Below are 16,137 nucleotides of genomic sequence, written 5' to 3'. Positions count from 1 at the left end.
GGTTACTGATGGAACGCCTCGGTGCGCGCCTTTATTCCATGAAACCTGCTACAGCATCGGCGTACTGCTGACCACCCGCAGCGCCAGGCCCTCATAGGCATCCAGGGTGATGGTGAAATCCCCTTCGGCCGTCAGGTCGCCCTCGACCCGTTCATTGATGATGTCCACCACCGGCCCGGGCGCAATGTCGGGCAAATGCAAGGTTTCGGTGATGGGTGTCGCGCCAAAGTTCAGCGCGGTGATTTGCGTGCCCTTCCCGGCCGGCAGTTCGTGAACCATCACCAGCAAGCCGGGATGCTCCACATCGGGCACCAGGATCTGGCGGCTGGCGGCGATGTCGTAGGCCCGACGTACCGCCAGAATTTTCTGCAGCTGCGACGCGAAGGATTCAGGGTCCTGCAGCTGGCTGTTCAAGCTGCCATACAAGGTTTTCGAACGCGGCATTTGCCCTGCGGAGAGCACCGCCTCGGGGTTCAGGTCCACCAAGTCATAGGCACCGCGATGGATCCAGCGCGTATCGCCATCGGTCATCAGGTGCGCCACCTCATCGGCTGCGAGCGGCAGAGCGCCCACTAGGTCCCAGCCGGACAAGGCAAACACCCCGGGCTGCATCGCGTTGTACATCACCAACAGCAGGTGGATCTGGCGGATCTGCACGATATCGGCCGGCGTGATGGCTTCCAGGTCGCGAATACCCAGCGCGGCGGTGATGATACTGGCGGTGGTGCAAGACACGCCGTTGGTCACGAACTTGAGGTTGTACGGTGCCTGTTCTCCGGCCAGGCGCTCGTACATCTGCTCGCGGATATGCTCGCGCAGGCTGTTGCCAGGGAACGTCTGACCTTGGTAGGGGTAACTGTCGTGGGCGTGCAAGGTCCAGAAGTGCACCAGCTCCAGGGTCAGTTCGTCGTGGTTTTGCAACGCATGGATCAGTGAGCCGGGGTCGATGCCCTGGCTGTGCATCTCGCGCAGCATCAGGCGCAGGAACTCGGTGTCGCCCATCAACAGCGCATGCTGGTAGGCCGGGCGAGTGATGAAGTCATAGGACAAATCGGCGCCGCCGTGGGACATGGCGGCGATATCGTCGACCGTGAGGTTCAGTTCCTGAAAACTGAACCCCCCGGCCTTGCGGATCGCACCGCCAAGCAACTGGTTGCCGGTGATCGACAACGGGTGGCTTTCCGACCATGCGGTGCCGTCCAGCTTGCGCTCCACGCCGAGAAAGCCATTGGCATCCAGGCGCAGGATCTTCGCGCCCATCACATCAATGGCGTGCAGGGCATCACCAATGATCATCTGCTGCGCGGCAAACGAAGGGTCCAGCCAGTTCAGCGACGGCTGGCCCTCCTTGAAATAGTGCAGGTACACCCAGCGGCGTGGCTTGCCGTCCACGCCCACTACCACGGGCGTGGCGCTCCAATCGGTTTCCTTCACCCCGGGCTCGAAGAAAATCACCCGCTGCAACTGGCCGACGATGTAATGCTTGTCGCGCAGCGCATCGACCTGCTGCGGGCTTAAGTTCTGCGCATCGCGCCCCGGATTGATCTCGGGCAACAGCGCCCAGTCTTCTTCGCGGATCTCCACCATGTGGTACAGGCCGGGATAGTCTTCATAGGCCATTTCGGCGAGGCGGAAGTCGGCGCCCTTGCCAGTGTGGGACGGGATCACGTCGTCGATGATCACCGCGTTGTGCGCGGCGGCCATGCGTGTCAGGGCCTGCAACTGCGCCTCGGTGCCCAGTTGCGGGTCGATCTCGAAGCTGATGCGGTCGAAATTACCGTCGATGGTCGGCGTGTGTTCGGTGCCCGACAGGCCACCGGACTTTTTCAGCGGGCCGTTATGAATGCCCTGGATGCCGATTTTCGACAAGGCCTGCCACAGCGTCTCATCGCCCAGCGCTTCTAGCACCGTGCCGTTTTCACGGGTGACGATGGACGCCGGGTACGCGGTGAACCACACCGATGACAACGCCGACGCATCGCGCGGCCGCGTCTGCGCATAGGGTTGCTGCCACAACCGGCCCTGCCCCGAATACAGCCTGGCCCGCTGCCGCGCCGCGTGCAGCATCGATTGTTCCACCAGCCAGTTCACATGGTCCTTGTCCGCCGCCGTCATAAGCCTGATACCTGCCGTCGTGAAAGGTTATTCGTAAGCATAGGAGCGGCAACGGGCGGCATTCGTTGCATTGGATATGCCGGGCAGTCAGGCCAGTTGCCGATACTGCCTTGGCGTAAACCCGGTCAACGCCTTGAACTGGCGGGTAAACGCGCTGTGATCGGTGTAGCCGCATTGCAGCGCCACCTCGGTGATCGGCAGGTCGGTATGCAATAGCCGGTGCGCGTGTTCCAGGCGGACTTTCTGGATCATCTGGCGCGGTGTCAGGTGGAACACGCGCTTGCAGTAGCGCTCCAGCTGCGCCACGGAAATCCCGGCGATGCGGGTCAGTTCACCCAGGGTGACGCGGCGGTTGAAGTGCTGGCGGATGTGCTCGTCCACCGCCGCCAGGCGCTGGTACGCCGGGTGGGTTTCGCTGGCCGATTGCAAGTCCACCGAAATACCGGCTAAGCCGATGATCTCGCCGGCGTGGTTGTACAACGGCCACTTGTGGGTCAGGCACCAGCCGGGTTCGCGGCTGCCGTACAGGTGCAACTCCAACTGATCTTCGAGCACCAGGCCTTCTTCAAGCACGCGCCGGTCCTGCTCGGTGTACCCCGGCCCCAGTTGTGCGGGGAACACGTCGGCGCTGGTTTTGCCCAGCAACGGTTGCAGCTGCCGCAGGCCGCAGCGCTGCACCAGGGTGCGATTGGCGAGCACATAGCGCGCGTCGACATCCTTGATAAAGATCGCCGCGTTGGGGATCACATCCAGCATCGGCAATAGCTGCGCCACCCCGGCCAACAGCTGCTCGATGCTCTGGGGACGATTGGCTTCATCCCCCTGGCAAAGGCTTGCAAACGCGCTTTGCAGCATGACTTTCACCCTCTGATTTTGGCACCGACGCCGAGCAGATTGCCCCATGCCCAGGGCGCTGTCGAGCGCCGGCCATTGTGCCGAATTCGTCATTCCCACTTGCGTAAAACATCAATCGCGGCCGGGCTGATCGGTTCACGATAGCGCCACTGCATGCCTATCCAATAACTCACAAGAAGGCGCCAACATGTCAGGTCAAGGCAAGTTCAAGAAACAACTTTCACTGATGGACCTCACCTTTATCGGGCTGGGTGCCATCTTCGGTTCGGGCTGGTTATTCGCGGCCAGCCACGTGTCGGCCATCGCAGGCCCGGCAGGGATTTTTTCCTGGTTGCTCGGCGGTTTTGCCGTGTTGTTGCTCGGCATTGTGTACTGCGAACTGGGTGCCGCATTGCCGCGAGCCGGTGGTGTGGTGCGCTACCCGGTCTACTCCCACGGCCCGTTGCTGGGCTACCTGATGGGCTTTATCACACTGATCGCGTTTTCAAGCCTGGTGGCAATTGAAGTGGTCGCCTCGCGCCAATACGCAGCGGCGTGGTTCCCGGAGCTGACCAAGGCCGGTTCCAGTGACCCGACCACCCTCGGCTGGCTGGTGCAGTTCGCCTTGCTCTGCCTGTTTTTCATCCTCAACTACCGCAGCGTCAAGACCTTCGCCATCGCCAACAACCTGGTGAGCGTGTTCAAGTTCATCGTGCCGTTGCTGGTGATTGGCGTGCTGTTCACCTTCTTCAAGCCGGCGAATTTCCAGGTCCATGGTTTTGCGCCGTTCGGCCTATCGGGGATTGAAATGGCGGTCTCGGCCGGTGGCGTCATCTTCGCCTACCTGGGGCTGACGCCAATCATCTCGGTGGCCAGCGAAGTGAAGAACCCGCAACGCACCATTCCCATCGCCCTGATCCTGTCGGTACTGCTGTCCACCGCCATCTACGTGCTGCTGCAAACCGCCTTCCTCGGCGGCGTGCCCACCGAAATGCTCGCCAACGGCTGGGCGGGGATCAGCAAGGAACTGGCCCTGCCTTACCGCGACATTGCCCTGGCCCTGGGCGTGGGTTGGCTGGCCTACCTGGTGGTGGCCGATGCGGTGATCTCTCCCAGCGGCTGCGGCAACATCTACATGAACGCCACGCCGCGTGTGGTGTATGGCTGGGCACAGACCGGCACGTTCTTCAAGATCTTCACGCGTATCGATGAGAAGTCCGGCATCCCGCGTCCGGCGCTGTGGCTGACCTTTGGCCTGTCGGTGTTCTGGACCCTGCCGTTCCCGTCCTGGGAAGCGCTGATCAACGTGGTGTCGGCTGCGCTGATCCTGAGCTACGCCGTGGCCCCGGTCACCGTCGCCGCCCTGCGCCGCAACGCCCCGGGCATGGCGCGCCCGTTCCGGGTCAAGGGCCTGGGCGTGCTCGGCCCGCTGTCGTTCATCATCGCCGCGCTGATCGTGTACTGGTCGGGCTGGAGCACCGTGTCCTGGCTGCTCGGCCTGCAGATCCTGATGTTCGTGGTGTACCTGTTGTGCGCGCGCTGGGTGCCCACCGCCCACCTGAATCTCAAGCAACAAGTGCGCTCGTCGGCCTGGCTGATCGGCTTTTACGCGGTGACCATCCTGCTGTCCAAGCTCGGCAGTTTTGGTGGCATCGGCGTGATCAGCCACCCGTTTGACACGGTGGTCGTCGCGGTCTGCGCCTTGGGCATCTATTACTGGGGCGCGGCGACGGGTGTGCCGGCGCACCTGGTACGCCTGGAAACCGAAGACGACGAAAGCGAAGCCGTCAGCGAAACCCCTTACAGCGCCCCACTGTCCCCGGCCACCCATTGATGGAGCGTTCTATGAAACGGCTGCACGTTATCGACTCCCACACCGGCGGAGAACCCACGCGCCTGGTGATGAACGGGTTCCCCGAACTCACCGGCGCGACCATCGCCGACCAACTGCACAACCTGCGCACCCAGCACGATCAATGGCGCCGTGCCTGCCTGCTGGAACCGCGTGGCAATGACGTACTGGTGGGGGCGCTGTACTGCGAACCCGTCACGCCCGGGGCGACCTGCGGGGTGATCTTCTTCAACAACGCCGGTTACCTGGGCATGTGCGGCCACGGCACGATCGGCTTGGTTGCCTCGTTGCACCACTTGGGGCGCATCACGCCGGGGAATCACACGATTGATACGCCAGTGGGCCCGGTGACTGCCACCCTGCACGCCGACGGCGCCGTGACCCTGCGCAACGTGCCGGCCTACCGCTTGCGCCAGCAGGTGGCGGTCCAGGTTCCGGGCTACGGCGAGGTACTCGGGGATATTGCCTGGGGCGGCAACTGGTTTTTCCTGGTGTCGGACCACGGCCAGGCCCTGGACATGGGCAACGTCGACGCCCTCACCGACTACACCTGGGCGATGCTCAAGGCCCTGGAAGACCAGGGCATCCTCGGGGCGGACGGCGCACTGATCGACCACATCGAACTGTTCGCCGACGACGCCCACGCCAACAGCCGCAACTTCGTGATGTGCCCCGGCAAAGCCTATGACCGCTCACCGTGCGGCACCGGTACCAGCGCCAAGCTCGCGTGCCTGGCCGCCGACGGAAAATTGCAGCCCGGTGAAACCTGGGTGCAAGCCAGCATCACCGGCAGCCAATTCGAAGGCCGTTATGAATGGGACGGCGAACACGTGCGCCCCTTCATCACCGGCCGCGCCTACATGACCGCCGACAGCACCCTGCTGATCGACGAGCAAGACCCTTTCGCCTGGGGCATCTGAGCCCCCGCCGTGTTTATCTGAACGTTGTAAGGAGTAAGAACAATGAGCGACAACATCTTCACCGGTTGCATCCCCGCGCTGATGACCCCGTGCACCGCCGACCGCCAGCCAGACTTCGACGCGCTGGTCGCAAAGGGCCGTGAACTGATCGACATCGGCATGAGCGCCGTGGTGTATTGCGGCTCCATGGGTGACTGGCCATTGCTCACCGAAGCCCAGCGCCAGGAAGGCGTAGCACGCCTGGTCGCGGCCGGCGTACCGACCATTGTCGGCACCGGTGCAGTCAACTGCCGTGAAGCCGTGGCCCACGCCGCCCATGCCGCCAAGGTCGGCGCCCACGGCTTGATGGTGATTCCACGGGTGCTGTCCCGGGGTGCTTCGGCCACCGCGCAAAAGGCCCACTTCGCCGCGATCCTCAATGCCGCGCCAAACCTGCCGGCGGTGATCTACAACAGCCCGTACTACGGCTTCGCCACCCGCGCCGACCTGTTCTTCGAACTGCGCCGCGAACACCCTAACCTCATCGGCTTCAAGGAATTCGGCGGCGGTGCCGACCTGCGTTACGCCGCAGAGAACATCACTTCCCAGGACGATGACGTGACCCTGATGGTCGGCGTCGATACCCAAGTGGTCCACGGTTTCGTCAACTGCAACGCCACCGGCGCCATCACCGGCATCGGCAACGCCCTGCCACGGGAAGTGCTGCACCTGGTGGCGCTGAGCAAAAAAGCCGCCAAGGGCGACGCCAAGGCCCGTCGCCTGGCCCGCGAACTGGAAGCAGCGCTGGCGGTGCTGTCCTCCTTCGACGAAGGCTGCGACCTGGTGCTGTATTACAAGCACTTGATGGTGCTCAACGGCGACCAGGGCTACGCCCTGCATTTCAACGAGACCGACGTGCTCAGCGACGCCCAGCGCCGCTATGCCGAACAGCAATACGCGCTGTTCCGCCAGTGGTACGCCAACTGGTCGGCCGAACAAAACGTAGCCTGACCCTGCGCGCCGCTGTGGTTCTCACAGCGGCCCACCCTCTTTTTTTCAGGACGACCCTATGACTCTGACGGGCAAGATGCTGATCGGTCAGCACTCACTCTCTGGCAATCGCGAAGCGATCCGGGCCATCAACCCCGCCACCGACACAGCGCTGGAACCGGCCTACGCAGGTGGCAACGGCGAGCATGTCGCTCAAGCCTGCGCCTTGGCCTGGGCCGCTTTTGACACTTACCGCGAGACCTCGCTGGCGGACCGCGCGACGTTTCTTGAAACCATTGCTGACAAGATCGAAGCCTTGGGCGATGAGCTGATCGAGCGCGCCGTGGCCGAAACCGGCCTGCCGCGCCCGCGCATTCTCGGTGAGCGTGGCCGCACCTGCGGGCAACTGCGCACCTTTGCCCGTACCGTGCGCGCCGGTGAATGGCTGGACGTACGCGTCGACACCGCACAACCCGAGCGCCAGCCCCTGCCCCGTGCAGACCTGCGCCAACGCCATGTGCCGTTGGGCCCGGTGGCGGTGTTTGGCGCCAGCAACTTCCCGCTGGCCTTTTCCGTGGCCGGCGGCGATACGGCTTCGGCATTGGCGGCGGGCTGCCCGGTGATCGTCAAGGCCCATGGTGCACACCCAGGCACCAGTGAACTGGTGGGGCGCGCGGTGGCTCAGGCGGTCAATCAGTGCGGGCTGCCAGACGGTGTGTTTTCACTGCTGTACGGCTCAGGCCGTGAGGTGGGCATTGCGCTGGTGACTGATCCGCGTATCAAGGCGGTCGGGTTTACCGGTTCGCGCAGCGGTGGCGTTGCCTTGACCCAGGCGGCGCAAGCACGGCCAGAGCCGATTCCGGTGTATGCGGAAATGAGTTCGATCAACCCGGTGTATCTGTTTCCCGCTGCGCTTGAAGCGCGGGCTGAAAGTTTGGCCCAGGGGTTTGTCGCATCGTTGACCCAAGGCGCCGGGCAGTTTTGCACCAACCCCGGTCTGGTGATTGCCATCGCTGGAAGCGGACTGGATCGCTTCATCGGCGCGGCCGGCGAACAACTCGCACAGTGCACCGCCCAGACCATGCTCACGCCCGGCATTTTCAGCGCTTACCAAACGGGTGTCGGCAGCTTGGCAGCCCATGCCAACGTTGTCGCCAAAGGCCTGGAAGCCCAGGGACCGAACCAGGGCCAAGCCCATCTGTTCGTCACCCAGGCCAAGGCGTTTTTGACCAGCACGCACCTGCAAGCTGAAGTATTCGGCGCGGCCTCGCTGGTGGTGATCTGCACAAACGACGCTGAAGTACGCGAGGTTTCCGAGCACCTCGAAGGCCAACTCACGGCCACCTTGCAGTTGGATGAGGCGGACCTGCCCTGCGCCAAGGCATTGCTCCCGGTGCTGGAGCGCAAGGCCGGACGCTTGCTGGTCAACGGTTGGCCGACGGGGGTGGAAGTGTCTGACGCCATGGTCCACGGCGGGCCGTTCCCGGCCACCTCCGACTCGCGCAGCACCTCGGTCGGCACGGCGGCAATCCTGCGGTTCCTGCGCCCGGTGTGCTACCAGGACTTCCCCGACACCCTGCTGCCCGACGCCCTGCAACACAGCAACCCGCTGCTGTTGCGACGCTTGCTTAACGGCCAGAGAGAGGCCTAAACCATGCCCGACTCTCACCGCGCAGACATCGCCGTTGTTGGCGCCGGCATCATCGGCGTCGCCTCTGCCCTGCAGTTGGCGCGTCAGGGCCTGCAGGTCGTTGTGATAGACCCGCAAGAACCGGGCATGGGCGCGTCCTACGGCAACGCCGGGCACCTGGCAACCGAGCAGGTGTTTCCCATCGCCGACGCATCGATCCTCAAGCGCCTGCCCGCCATGCTGCTGGACCCCATGGGCCCGCTGCGTCTGGACTGGAAGTACCTGCCCCGCGCCCTGCCCTGGTTTGTGCGCCTGCTGCTCAACCTGCGCCCGACCAGCTACCGGCGTACCGTGGCGGGTATCCGCGCGCTGAACGAAGGCAGCCTGGGTGCCTGGCAACGTGTGTTGGGGTCTATCGGGCGCCCGCAGTTGTTGCGTGAAGACGGCTCGCTGCTGGTGTATGAACGCGCCGACTCCCGTGCCGCGCTTGATGCGGTGCAGGTGCGCATGCAGCAGCAAAACGTGCCGGTGGCCTACTGGTCTGGCGACGCTATCCGTGAAGCCGCACCGCAATTGAGCGAGGGTATTCAAGGCGGGCTGTTCTTCCCCGCCACCGGGCATTTTCTCGACCCGTACCAGGTGGTGTGCGAGCTGGTCAGCGCCGCCAAGGCCGAGGGCGTGCAGTTTCTCAAGCAACGCGTCGTGGATGGCCGAGTACACGCCGATGGCGTTTCGTTAGTCTGTGATCAAGGTACCTTCGCGGCCCGCCAGGTGCTGATCGCCTGCGGCGCCCATTCAGCCAGGCTCACCGCGGCGCTGACGGGCAAGCACGTGCCGCTGGACACCGAGCGCGGTTACCACCTGATGCTGCCCCATGAACATCAACGCTTGCCGTTTGCGGTCACCTCCCTGGAGCGCAAGTTCATCATGACGCCCATGGCCGGCGGCTTGCGCCTGGCCGGCACGGTGGAATTCGCCGGGCTGGAACGCCCGGCCAACATGCAACGCGCCTGGCAACTGCACCGCTTGAGCCAGGGCTTGTTCCGCGAAGACCTGAACACCCGCGACGCCACCCCCTGGATGGGCTTTCGGCCCTCCCTGCCGGACTCGCTGCCGATCATCGACCGGGTGTGCGACGGCAAGGTGCTGCTTGCGTTCGGGCATCAGCACCTGGGGTTGACGCAAGCCGCAGTGACGGCGGAGATGGTGGGGCAATTAGCTTCAACGGCCCCGACCTTCTCAGGCTTGCCTGCGCTTGCGCCCTATCAACTGGACAGGTTTTGAGAAGCCCTCAATAGCGCGTCGGCCATCGCCTGGATCTCATCGCGCATATGCAAGGTATCCAGCCAGTGCGCCGGGATACCTTGTACACCGTAAAAAGCGCCAGCCAGTTGCCCTACGATGGCGGCCGTGGTGTCGGCATCGTTGCCCAGGTTGGCCGCCGCCAACACGGCGTCAGCAAAGCTGTGGGTGTGATGAAAACACCAGAACGCTGCTTCGAGTGCCGCCACCGAATACCCCGAGCCGAGGATGTCCTCACGGGGTTTGTCGCGGTACTCACCGCGTGCGATGGCCTCGACTTTGGGCGCGCTCACTGTGAGATGAGATAGCTGTAGAACCTGGTCCTTGGGGCGTCCGTCCAAGGCATTTGACAGCGCTTCGGCCAGCAGCCAGCAACACTCGATGGCCTCTTGAGCGGCGTGGGTCGTTCGCGAACTTTCACCACTGTAGAGGCGCACCTTTTCCCGGTCCGGGAAATAAAACAACACCACCGGTGCCAAGCGCATCAGCGAACCATTGCCCGCAGAAAACGGGTCGGTAGAGCCCGCAAACGGGTCACCGTCCTCCTGATACTTCGCCAACGCGGTACGCACCGTCAGGCCGATATCAAAACACTCGCCCGTCGAGCTCAAATAGCCCCATGTCCACCAGTTCAGGTAACGCCCCATCTGGTCCGCGGCATCGAAGCCGCCCTTGCGTATCAGGCTCTCGGCGAGGCACAGCGCCATCGACGTATCGTCGGTCCATTGGCCACATTTCAGGTTGAATGGGCCACCGCCCACCATATTCACCAGGGGTTCAAACGAGCCCCGAGGCTTGAATTCAACGGTGGTGCCCACCGCATCACCGCACGCCAACCCCAGCAAACTCCCGCGATAGCGGTCTACACACGTAACAGACATCAGCATTCCTTGATAAAAAGCCCATCCAGACAAACAGGGGCCATGCTACTTGACCAACCGTTTCTCCTTGGAGGGGCGATATCCGAAATACGCGCTGTAACACTTGCTGAAATGACTGGGCGACACAAACCCGCACGCCACCAGCACGTCCACCTGTGACAGCTCGGTGTGCTGCAACAGCCGCCGCGCCTCGGTGACCCGCAGTTCCATGTAATAGCGTTGCGGGGTGGTGCCCAGTTGCTCCTTGAAGAGCCGCTCCAACTGACGGCGCGAGCGACCGGCGTAGACCGCCAACTGGTCCAGCTCCAACGGTTCTTCAAGGTTGGAATCCATCAGCTTGACCACTTCACGCAGGGGCGCGCTGACGCACACGTTTTCGGTCGGCTTGATGCGCCGGTAGCGCGACTCTTCGAAGGACAGAATGTCTTCGATGCCTTCGACCAGCGCCTTGCCGTGCAGGCTCTTGATCCAGTCGAGCGCCATGTGGAAAGCGCCCGAAGGGCTGGAGGCCGTGAGGCGGTCGCGGTCGATCACGTAGGGTTCGCTGGTGACCTGCGCCGCCTTGGCCACTTCCGCCAGCGCCGGGCGGTGTTCGGGGTGGATGGCGCAGCGGTAGCCTTGCAGTAACCCGGCGCGGCCGAGGAACCAGGAGCCATTCCACAACCCGGCGAGGTTCACGCCGTGTTCGGCGGCGCTGCACAGCAACTGGTTGAACTCATCACTGGCCTTGAGCTCGGTGCGAAAACCGCCGCAGATCACCAGCAGGTCAAGGTCTTGCAGCACCGCCGGCTCAAGGCGCACATCCGGGCGGATCACCAGGCCCAGGTCGCTGATGACTTCGCCATCGCCCCAGCCGAAGGTGCGTGTGGCGAACAGTTGCGGGCGCAACAGGTTGGCGGTCACCAGGGTGTCGAGGGTCTGGGTGAAGGCTGGCAGGGAGAAATGTTCGAGCAACAAGAAGCCGACGCGGGTGGCCGGCGTCGGCTGTTGCGGGTTTTCATTCAGGTAGCGCAGGTTCTTGCCTTTCATGCCACCGCTGAATTGGCGTCTTTCCATCGAGGGTTGGCCCACTCTTATTGTTGATGCAGTGGGCGCTATCTTAGAGGATTGGCGAGCCAAAACGGCTAAATCGTGGCATCCAGTTATCGAGGATCTTCGCGGAGGCCAGGATATGGTGCGCATGCCCGATCAGCAGGCGGCGCGGCACAAAGCCGATGTAGCGTGAATCGGCGCTGTTGTCGCGGTTGTCGCCGAGCATGAAATAGCTGTCGGCCGGCACCACCACCGGGCCGAAGTCCCGTGCAGCGCGCACCGCCGGCATGAACTGCACCGTACGCCGGCTGCTGCTGGCCAGTTCAGTGAGTTTGATGCCCGGGATGGTCTGCCCCGGCCCCATGGGTTCGCTGATCGCCTGTTCATCCTGATAGGTGGCCGGCACACCGTTGACCCACAGCACCTCGTCCTTCATTTGCAGGGTGTCGCCGGGGATGCCGACGATGCGCTTGATCAGGCGCTCGCCGTCCTTGGGCGAGGAAAACGTCACCACATCGCCACGTTGCGGGTTGCCCAGCTCGGCCACGGAGATGTCCGTGAGCGGCAGCTTGAGGTCATAGGCGACACGGTTGACCAACACCACATCGCCTTCCACCAGGGTCGGGCGCATGGAGCCGGAGGGGATCGGGTTCCAGTCGGCCAACGAGGTACGGAAGATGCCGAAGCACAGCCAAAAAATGATCGCGTAACGGTACTTGCTCAGCCAACGTCGCATACATCCTCGCTCTGCATCAATCGGCGTAGAGCCGTCTCTACGCCAGCCACGGTCACTTTTGGCAACAATCACTGCCCGGCATGAAGATTACATTAAGGCACAGGGCGAGGCGTGCAATGCACGGCATAAAAGCCTGATCTTCATAAAGCCGATGCTCTGCAAAGCCCTGTACTGAGCACTCACAACCCCATCTGATACGGTTTTTTCTTTTGCATCTGCGTCTGTATCGAAATCTGCCCCGGGCGGACAATGGCGTCACTCCCGACACCCTTGTCGAGCACGGCAGGAATCTCCCTGCCGTCCCCTTCCCTTCGGAGGCCTTATGACCAAGATGGCACTTTTCCTGTTCGGCTTTCTGGTGCTGACCATCGGCATCGGCCTGCTGGCAACCATCTCGCCGGTTTAAGCAGTACTCAGCGGAACGTCACCATTTCGAAGTCCGCCGAGGTGCCCGCGGCCTGCGCCGCCAGGTCGCTGATCGCAATCGTGCGCACCTGCACACCCTCGTTCCAGGGGTTGGTGTAACTGAGCTGGCCGCTCGCCGGGTCGATATGAATGATCGCAAAGGCATGCCCGTCGCCTTTGGACCAATCCCCATTACGCGCCGGTTTGCCGCCGAACACGATGGCCGCCCGGCTGCCCACCACACTCGCATGGCTCAGCAGAAACTGGGTGATGTCCTGGGGTGAACTGTGGGCATCGGCCAGGCGCTGGTGATCACCGTATTGGCCGGCCAGCAGCTCCATGACCTTGTTGGTTGGCAGCGAGCCCTTGGCCGGGTCGAGGTGGAAGTACTGGAACATCGCCCCTACCACCGCCGCAGCGGGCGCGTCACCCTTGCCATATTGGTCGAGGTCGGCGGCTTGCAGGTGGAACACCGTTGAAGGCGCGCCCGGCAGGCTCACATTGAAACTGCCGTCCGTATTGAGCGTGACACCGCGTTGCAGGATCTGCGCGCCCATCTGGGTGTTGGAAAACGCCTTGACCACCGAAATGCCAACGCAGTCGCCTTCGCTGGTCTGGTTCAGGTGGGTGCCGATCGGCTGGGCAATGGGGTTGCCAGCCAGGGCGGGCTTCCAGGGGCCGGCGTCGATCACGCTGCCCTTGGCGTCGCGCTGCAACGCGCGAATGCTGCCGTCGGCGCTGTAGCTGCCGTCGCTCAGGGAGGCGACGATGTTCTTCACGTCGGTGTTGAGGTTGTCACGCGCACCGCCATCGCGCTGCATCGTCGCCTGGAACGCCTGGGCGGCCGTGGTGATGCGTTGACGGGTGTCGGCATCCGGCCGGCCACCGCGGCTGCGGTCAAGCTCGGAGAGTAATTGGTGGTAGGTGGTTTCGATGGCGCGGATGCCGACGAGGTTGTCGGCATGGGCGGCGACGGATGCCGCCATGAGCACAGCAAGGACGAGGGGACGCTTCACGCTCGGGTTTCTCATAGAAGGATTCTGAAGCGATACTTCGAACCCGACGCCCGTTCAATCGCTTCGTGCCGCAACATCCCGTAGCAGGCCTGACATGCAGCGCCGAGCATGCAGTAGCCCATCAAACCCCGTCAATGGCGGCACGCGGCTATATCAGCGGGCAACCAGCATCGGGTACAACGACACCACCAACAGCCCCGCCATCGACCAGTTGAACAGCCGCAGCCAGCGCGGTTCGCGCAGCACATTGCGCAGCCCACTGCCACACACCACCCACACACAGACACTGGGCAAGTTGACCACGGCAAACACCAGCGCGATCACCAGCACATTGGTCACGTAGCCCTCGGCCGGCGTGTAGGTGGTGATCGCCCCCAGCGCCATGATCCACGCCTTGGGGTTGACCCACTGAAAGGCTGCGGCGCCCAGGAACGTCATCGGCGTGCCCTGCGCATCACTGCCCTCGGACATGCCCCCGGCATTGGCGATTTTCCACGCCAGGTACAGCAAGTACGCGGCGCCGGCATAGCGCAATACGCTGTAGGCCCATGGGAAGACCTTGAACACCTCACCCAGCCCCAGCCCGACTGAAATCACCAGCAGCATGAACCCCACGCTGATCCCCAGCGCATGGGGCATGGAGCGACGAAAGCCGAAGTTCACCCCCGACGCCAGCAACATGGTGTTGTTGGGCCCCGGCGTGATCGACGACACAAAGGCGAACAGCACAAAGGCCGACAACAGGCTGGTAGACATGAACATGGCGCGGCATCCAAGCGAAGTGGTATGCCTGCGACAGTAGTGGTTTGTGGATCCAACCGCCCCGTACAGCTAGGGGCGGATCGAGGAATACACTTTGGCGCGGTCGAGAAACTGGCGACAGTGCGCCGCGGTTTGCTCGGTGCACTCGATCATCGGCAGGTGGCCGATGCCGTCGAGGATCTCAAGGTGCGCATGGGGAATGCCCGCCAGCCAGGTTTGCGCGCTGGCCACCGGCACCATGCGGTCTTCGCGGCCCCACAGGATCAGGCTGGGCACCCGCACTTGCGGCAACCAGGGTTCCAGGCGCGGGCTGTCGGAGAAGTTGGCGAAGATCTCGGCCAATGCCTCGCGACGGCGGATATAGGTATGTGCTTCGGCGGCCAGCAGCACTTCAGGAATGTAGGGTGGTGCGGCCATGGTCATGGCGAAAAAACGGTCGAACTGTGCCCGTGAATGAATAAGGAACGGGTTGTCGCCGCGGTTGACCAGTTCTTCCACTTCGTTGGGTTGCGGCAAGTGCACACCGGCTGCACCAATCAACCCCAGGGAAATCACCCGCTGCGGGTAATGGGTCGCCAGCCAGGTGGCGACATACGCCCCCATGGAACTGCCGATCACATGCACCTTGTCGACCTTGCACGCATCCAGCAACGCCACCATGCGCCGCGCCTGGGCCGCGATGCTGTAGTCGCCGCCCGCCACGAAGGCATTCTTACCATGGCCGGCAAGGTCTGGGATCAGCAGCCGGTAGTCGTCGACAAAGTGCCGGGCAAACCCCAGCCACACGCCTTTGTCGGCACTGAACCCATGCAGCAGCAACAGGGCTGGCGCGTGGCGCTCCCCGCCCTGGTAAGTGGCCAGGGTCATGCCCTTGATCGGCACGGTGACCGCCTTGAGCCGCGAGCGCCGCGATTCGACACGGGCGATGACCTCGAACAGCACATCCCCCACCCGTGGGTACGTCCACCACACGCACGCGGCAACGATGGCAAGCACAGCAACCACGACAAGCATCAAGGCATCTCCGACAGCGAGGTGGATAAACGGATGGCTGGCAATCGCGGGTGCCCTGCAATTGATTGCCTTCACTGACCGGTATACTTGCGCACTTCGCTTGAATCGGCGCTGAACACATCACGAATGGAAGAAAGATGGGTAAACGGTTCCCGACCAACATCCCGGGAACCGTTTATCAGGCCTGACGGCGCCCGTCACTCAGTTCTGCGGCCGTTGCTTGGTCGAATCCAGCTCGGCTTTCTTGGCGGTGCTGATTTCGGTGATCTGCGCCGATTTGGCAATCGCCAGGTCAAACGTGTCCTGCATCTTGGCGATGGCATCGGTCGAGGTGCCGTTCAGGCCACCGTTGGCCGCCCAATCGAAGTTCCACACGCCGGACAGGTTGTCGGCGCCCGCCACGTCGTGGGTTTCGATGGCGGTGAATACGTCCGGATGACGCTCCATGTACTTGGCCGCATCGGACACATTGGCGGGCACCTTGCCCGAAGCATTGTTAGCGAGCTGTGTCAGCTCTTGCTTGGTAATGGCCGACTTGCCCGACTGGCGCATGTAGTCGGCAATCACCTTGCTGGACTTGGCGATGTTCAACTTGTCATCGAACGAGGACGGTGAAGACTTTGGCGTGCTCGGCCCGCCGGTCGCGGGCGTTACGGTAGTAGACATCGG

At 63.0% G+C, this 16,137-nt stretch carries 14 protein-coding genes; 5 read left to right on the top strand and 9 right to left on the bottom strand.

The window, feature by feature from the left end:
- Window positions 1-48: 48 nt before the first annotated feature.
- Window positions 49-2,115, bottom strand: coding sequence for a maltose alpha-D-glucosyltransferase (treS, locus tag HX792_RS10295; protein WP_176995977.1), 2,067 nt, complete (start codon window positions 2,113-2,115; stop codon window positions 49-51).
- 87 nt (window positions 2,116-2,202) lie between these two features.
- On the bottom strand, window positions 2,203-2,970 hold the full coding sequence (locus HX792_RS10290) for an AraC family transcriptional regulator (protein ID WP_176995976.1): 768 nt from the start codon (window positions 2,968-2,970) through the stop codon (window positions 2,203-2,205).
- 187 nt (window positions 2,971-3,157) lie between these two features.
- Between HX792_RS10290 and HX792_RS10285 the strand changes: the two genes are divergently transcribed.
- From HX792_RS10285 to HX792_RS10265, 5 genes are read left to right on the top strand one after another with little or no spacing between them, the layout of a single operon-like run.
- Entirely contained in the window at window positions 3,158-4,783 is a 1,626-nt protein-coding gene (locus HX792_RS10285) for an APC family permease (RefSeq protein ID WP_176995975.1), read from the top strand.
- An 11-nt stretch (window positions 4,784-4,794) separates the two neighbouring features.
- Complete coding sequence (locus HX792_RS10280; protein WP_176995974.1) at window positions 4,795-5,721, top strand: 4-hydroxyproline epimerase; 927 nt, start codon at window positions 4,795-4,797, stop codon at window positions 5,719-5,721.
- Between the two features lie 42 nt (window positions 5,722-5,763).
- The gene (locus HX792_RS10275; RefSeq protein WP_176995973.1) at window positions 5,764-6,711 is read left to right on the top strand and encodes a dihydrodipicolinate synthase family protein; all 948 of its coding nucleotides are present in this window, start codon (window positions 5,764-5,766) and stop codon (window positions 6,709-6,711) included.
- A 58-nt stretch (window positions 6,712-6,769) separates the two neighbouring features.
- Window positions 6,770-8,341, top strand: coding sequence for an aldehyde dehydrogenase (NADP(+)) (locus tag HX792_RS10270; RefSeq protein ID WP_176995972.1), 1,572 nt, complete (start codon window positions 6,770-6,772; stop codon window positions 8,339-8,341).
- A gap of 3 nt (window positions 8,342-8,344) precedes the next feature.
- Window positions 8,345-9,604, top strand: a complete 1,260-nt coding sequence (locus HX792_RS10265; protein ID WP_176995971.1) for an FAD-binding oxidoreductase — start codon at window positions 8,345-8,347, stop codon at window positions 9,602-9,604.
- Here the strand turns inward: HX792_RS10265 and HX792_RS10260 are convergent.
- The 7 genes from HX792_RS10260 to HX792_RS10230 all read right to left on the bottom strand — a co-directional run bounded on the left by HX792_RS10260 (window position 9,586) and on the right by HX792_RS10230 (window position 16,134).
- Window positions 9,586-10,503, bottom strand: a complete 918-nt coding sequence (locus HX792_RS10260) for an ADP-ribosylglycohydrolase family protein (RefSeq protein WP_176995970.1) — start codon at window positions 10,501-10,503, stop codon at window positions 9,586-9,588. The genes HX792_RS10265 and HX792_RS10260 overlap by 19 nt on opposite strands.
- Before the next feature lie 45 nt (window positions 10,504-10,548).
- Entirely contained in the window at window positions 10,549-11,532 is a 984-nt protein-coding gene (locus tag HX792_RS10255) for a GlxA family transcriptional regulator (RefSeq protein WP_176996178.1), read from the bottom strand.
- A gap of 70 nt (window positions 11,533-11,602) precedes the next feature.
- A complete protein-coding gene (lepB, locus tag HX792_RS10250; RefSeq protein WP_176995969.1) occupies window positions 11,603-12,271 on the bottom strand; it encodes a signal peptidase I in 669 nt (222 codons plus the stop codon).
- 413 nt (window positions 12,272-12,684) lie between these two features.
- Window positions 12,685-13,692 (bottom strand): hypothetical protein, encoded by a 1,008-nt coding sequence (locus tag HX792_RS10245; RefSeq protein ID WP_176995968.1) that lies wholly within the window; start codon window positions 13,690-13,692, stop codon window positions 12,685-12,687.
- Window positions 13,693-13,845: 153 nt separating this feature from the next.
- Window positions 13,846-14,454 carry a LysE family translocator gene (locus tag HX792_RS10240; protein ID WP_176995967.1) on the bottom strand — a complete coding sequence of 203 codons (609 nt, stop codon included), beginning with the start codon at window positions 14,452-14,454 and terminating at the stop codon, window positions 13,846-13,848.
- Between the two features lie 69 nt (window positions 14,455-14,523).
- Window positions 14,524-15,468 (bottom strand): alpha/beta fold hydrolase, encoded by a 945-nt coding sequence (locus tag HX792_RS10235; protein WP_176995966.1) that lies wholly within the window; start codon window positions 15,466-15,468, stop codon window positions 14,524-14,526.
- A 201-nt stretch (window positions 15,469-15,669) separates the two neighbouring features.
- A complete protein-coding gene (locus tag HX792_RS10230; protein WP_176995965.1) occupies window positions 15,670-16,134 on the bottom strand; it encodes a hypothetical protein in 465 nt (154 codons plus the stop codon).
- Between the last annotated feature and the right edge of the window lie 3 nt (window positions 16,135-16,137).

The sequence above is a fragment of the Pseudomonas sp. B6002 genome (assembly GCF_013385985.1).
Classification (GTDB): Bacteria; Pseudomonadota; Gammaproteobacteria; order Pseudomonadales; family Pseudomonadaceae; genus Aquipseudomonas.
This window is presented reverse-complemented; position numbering and strand designations above follow the sequence as displayed.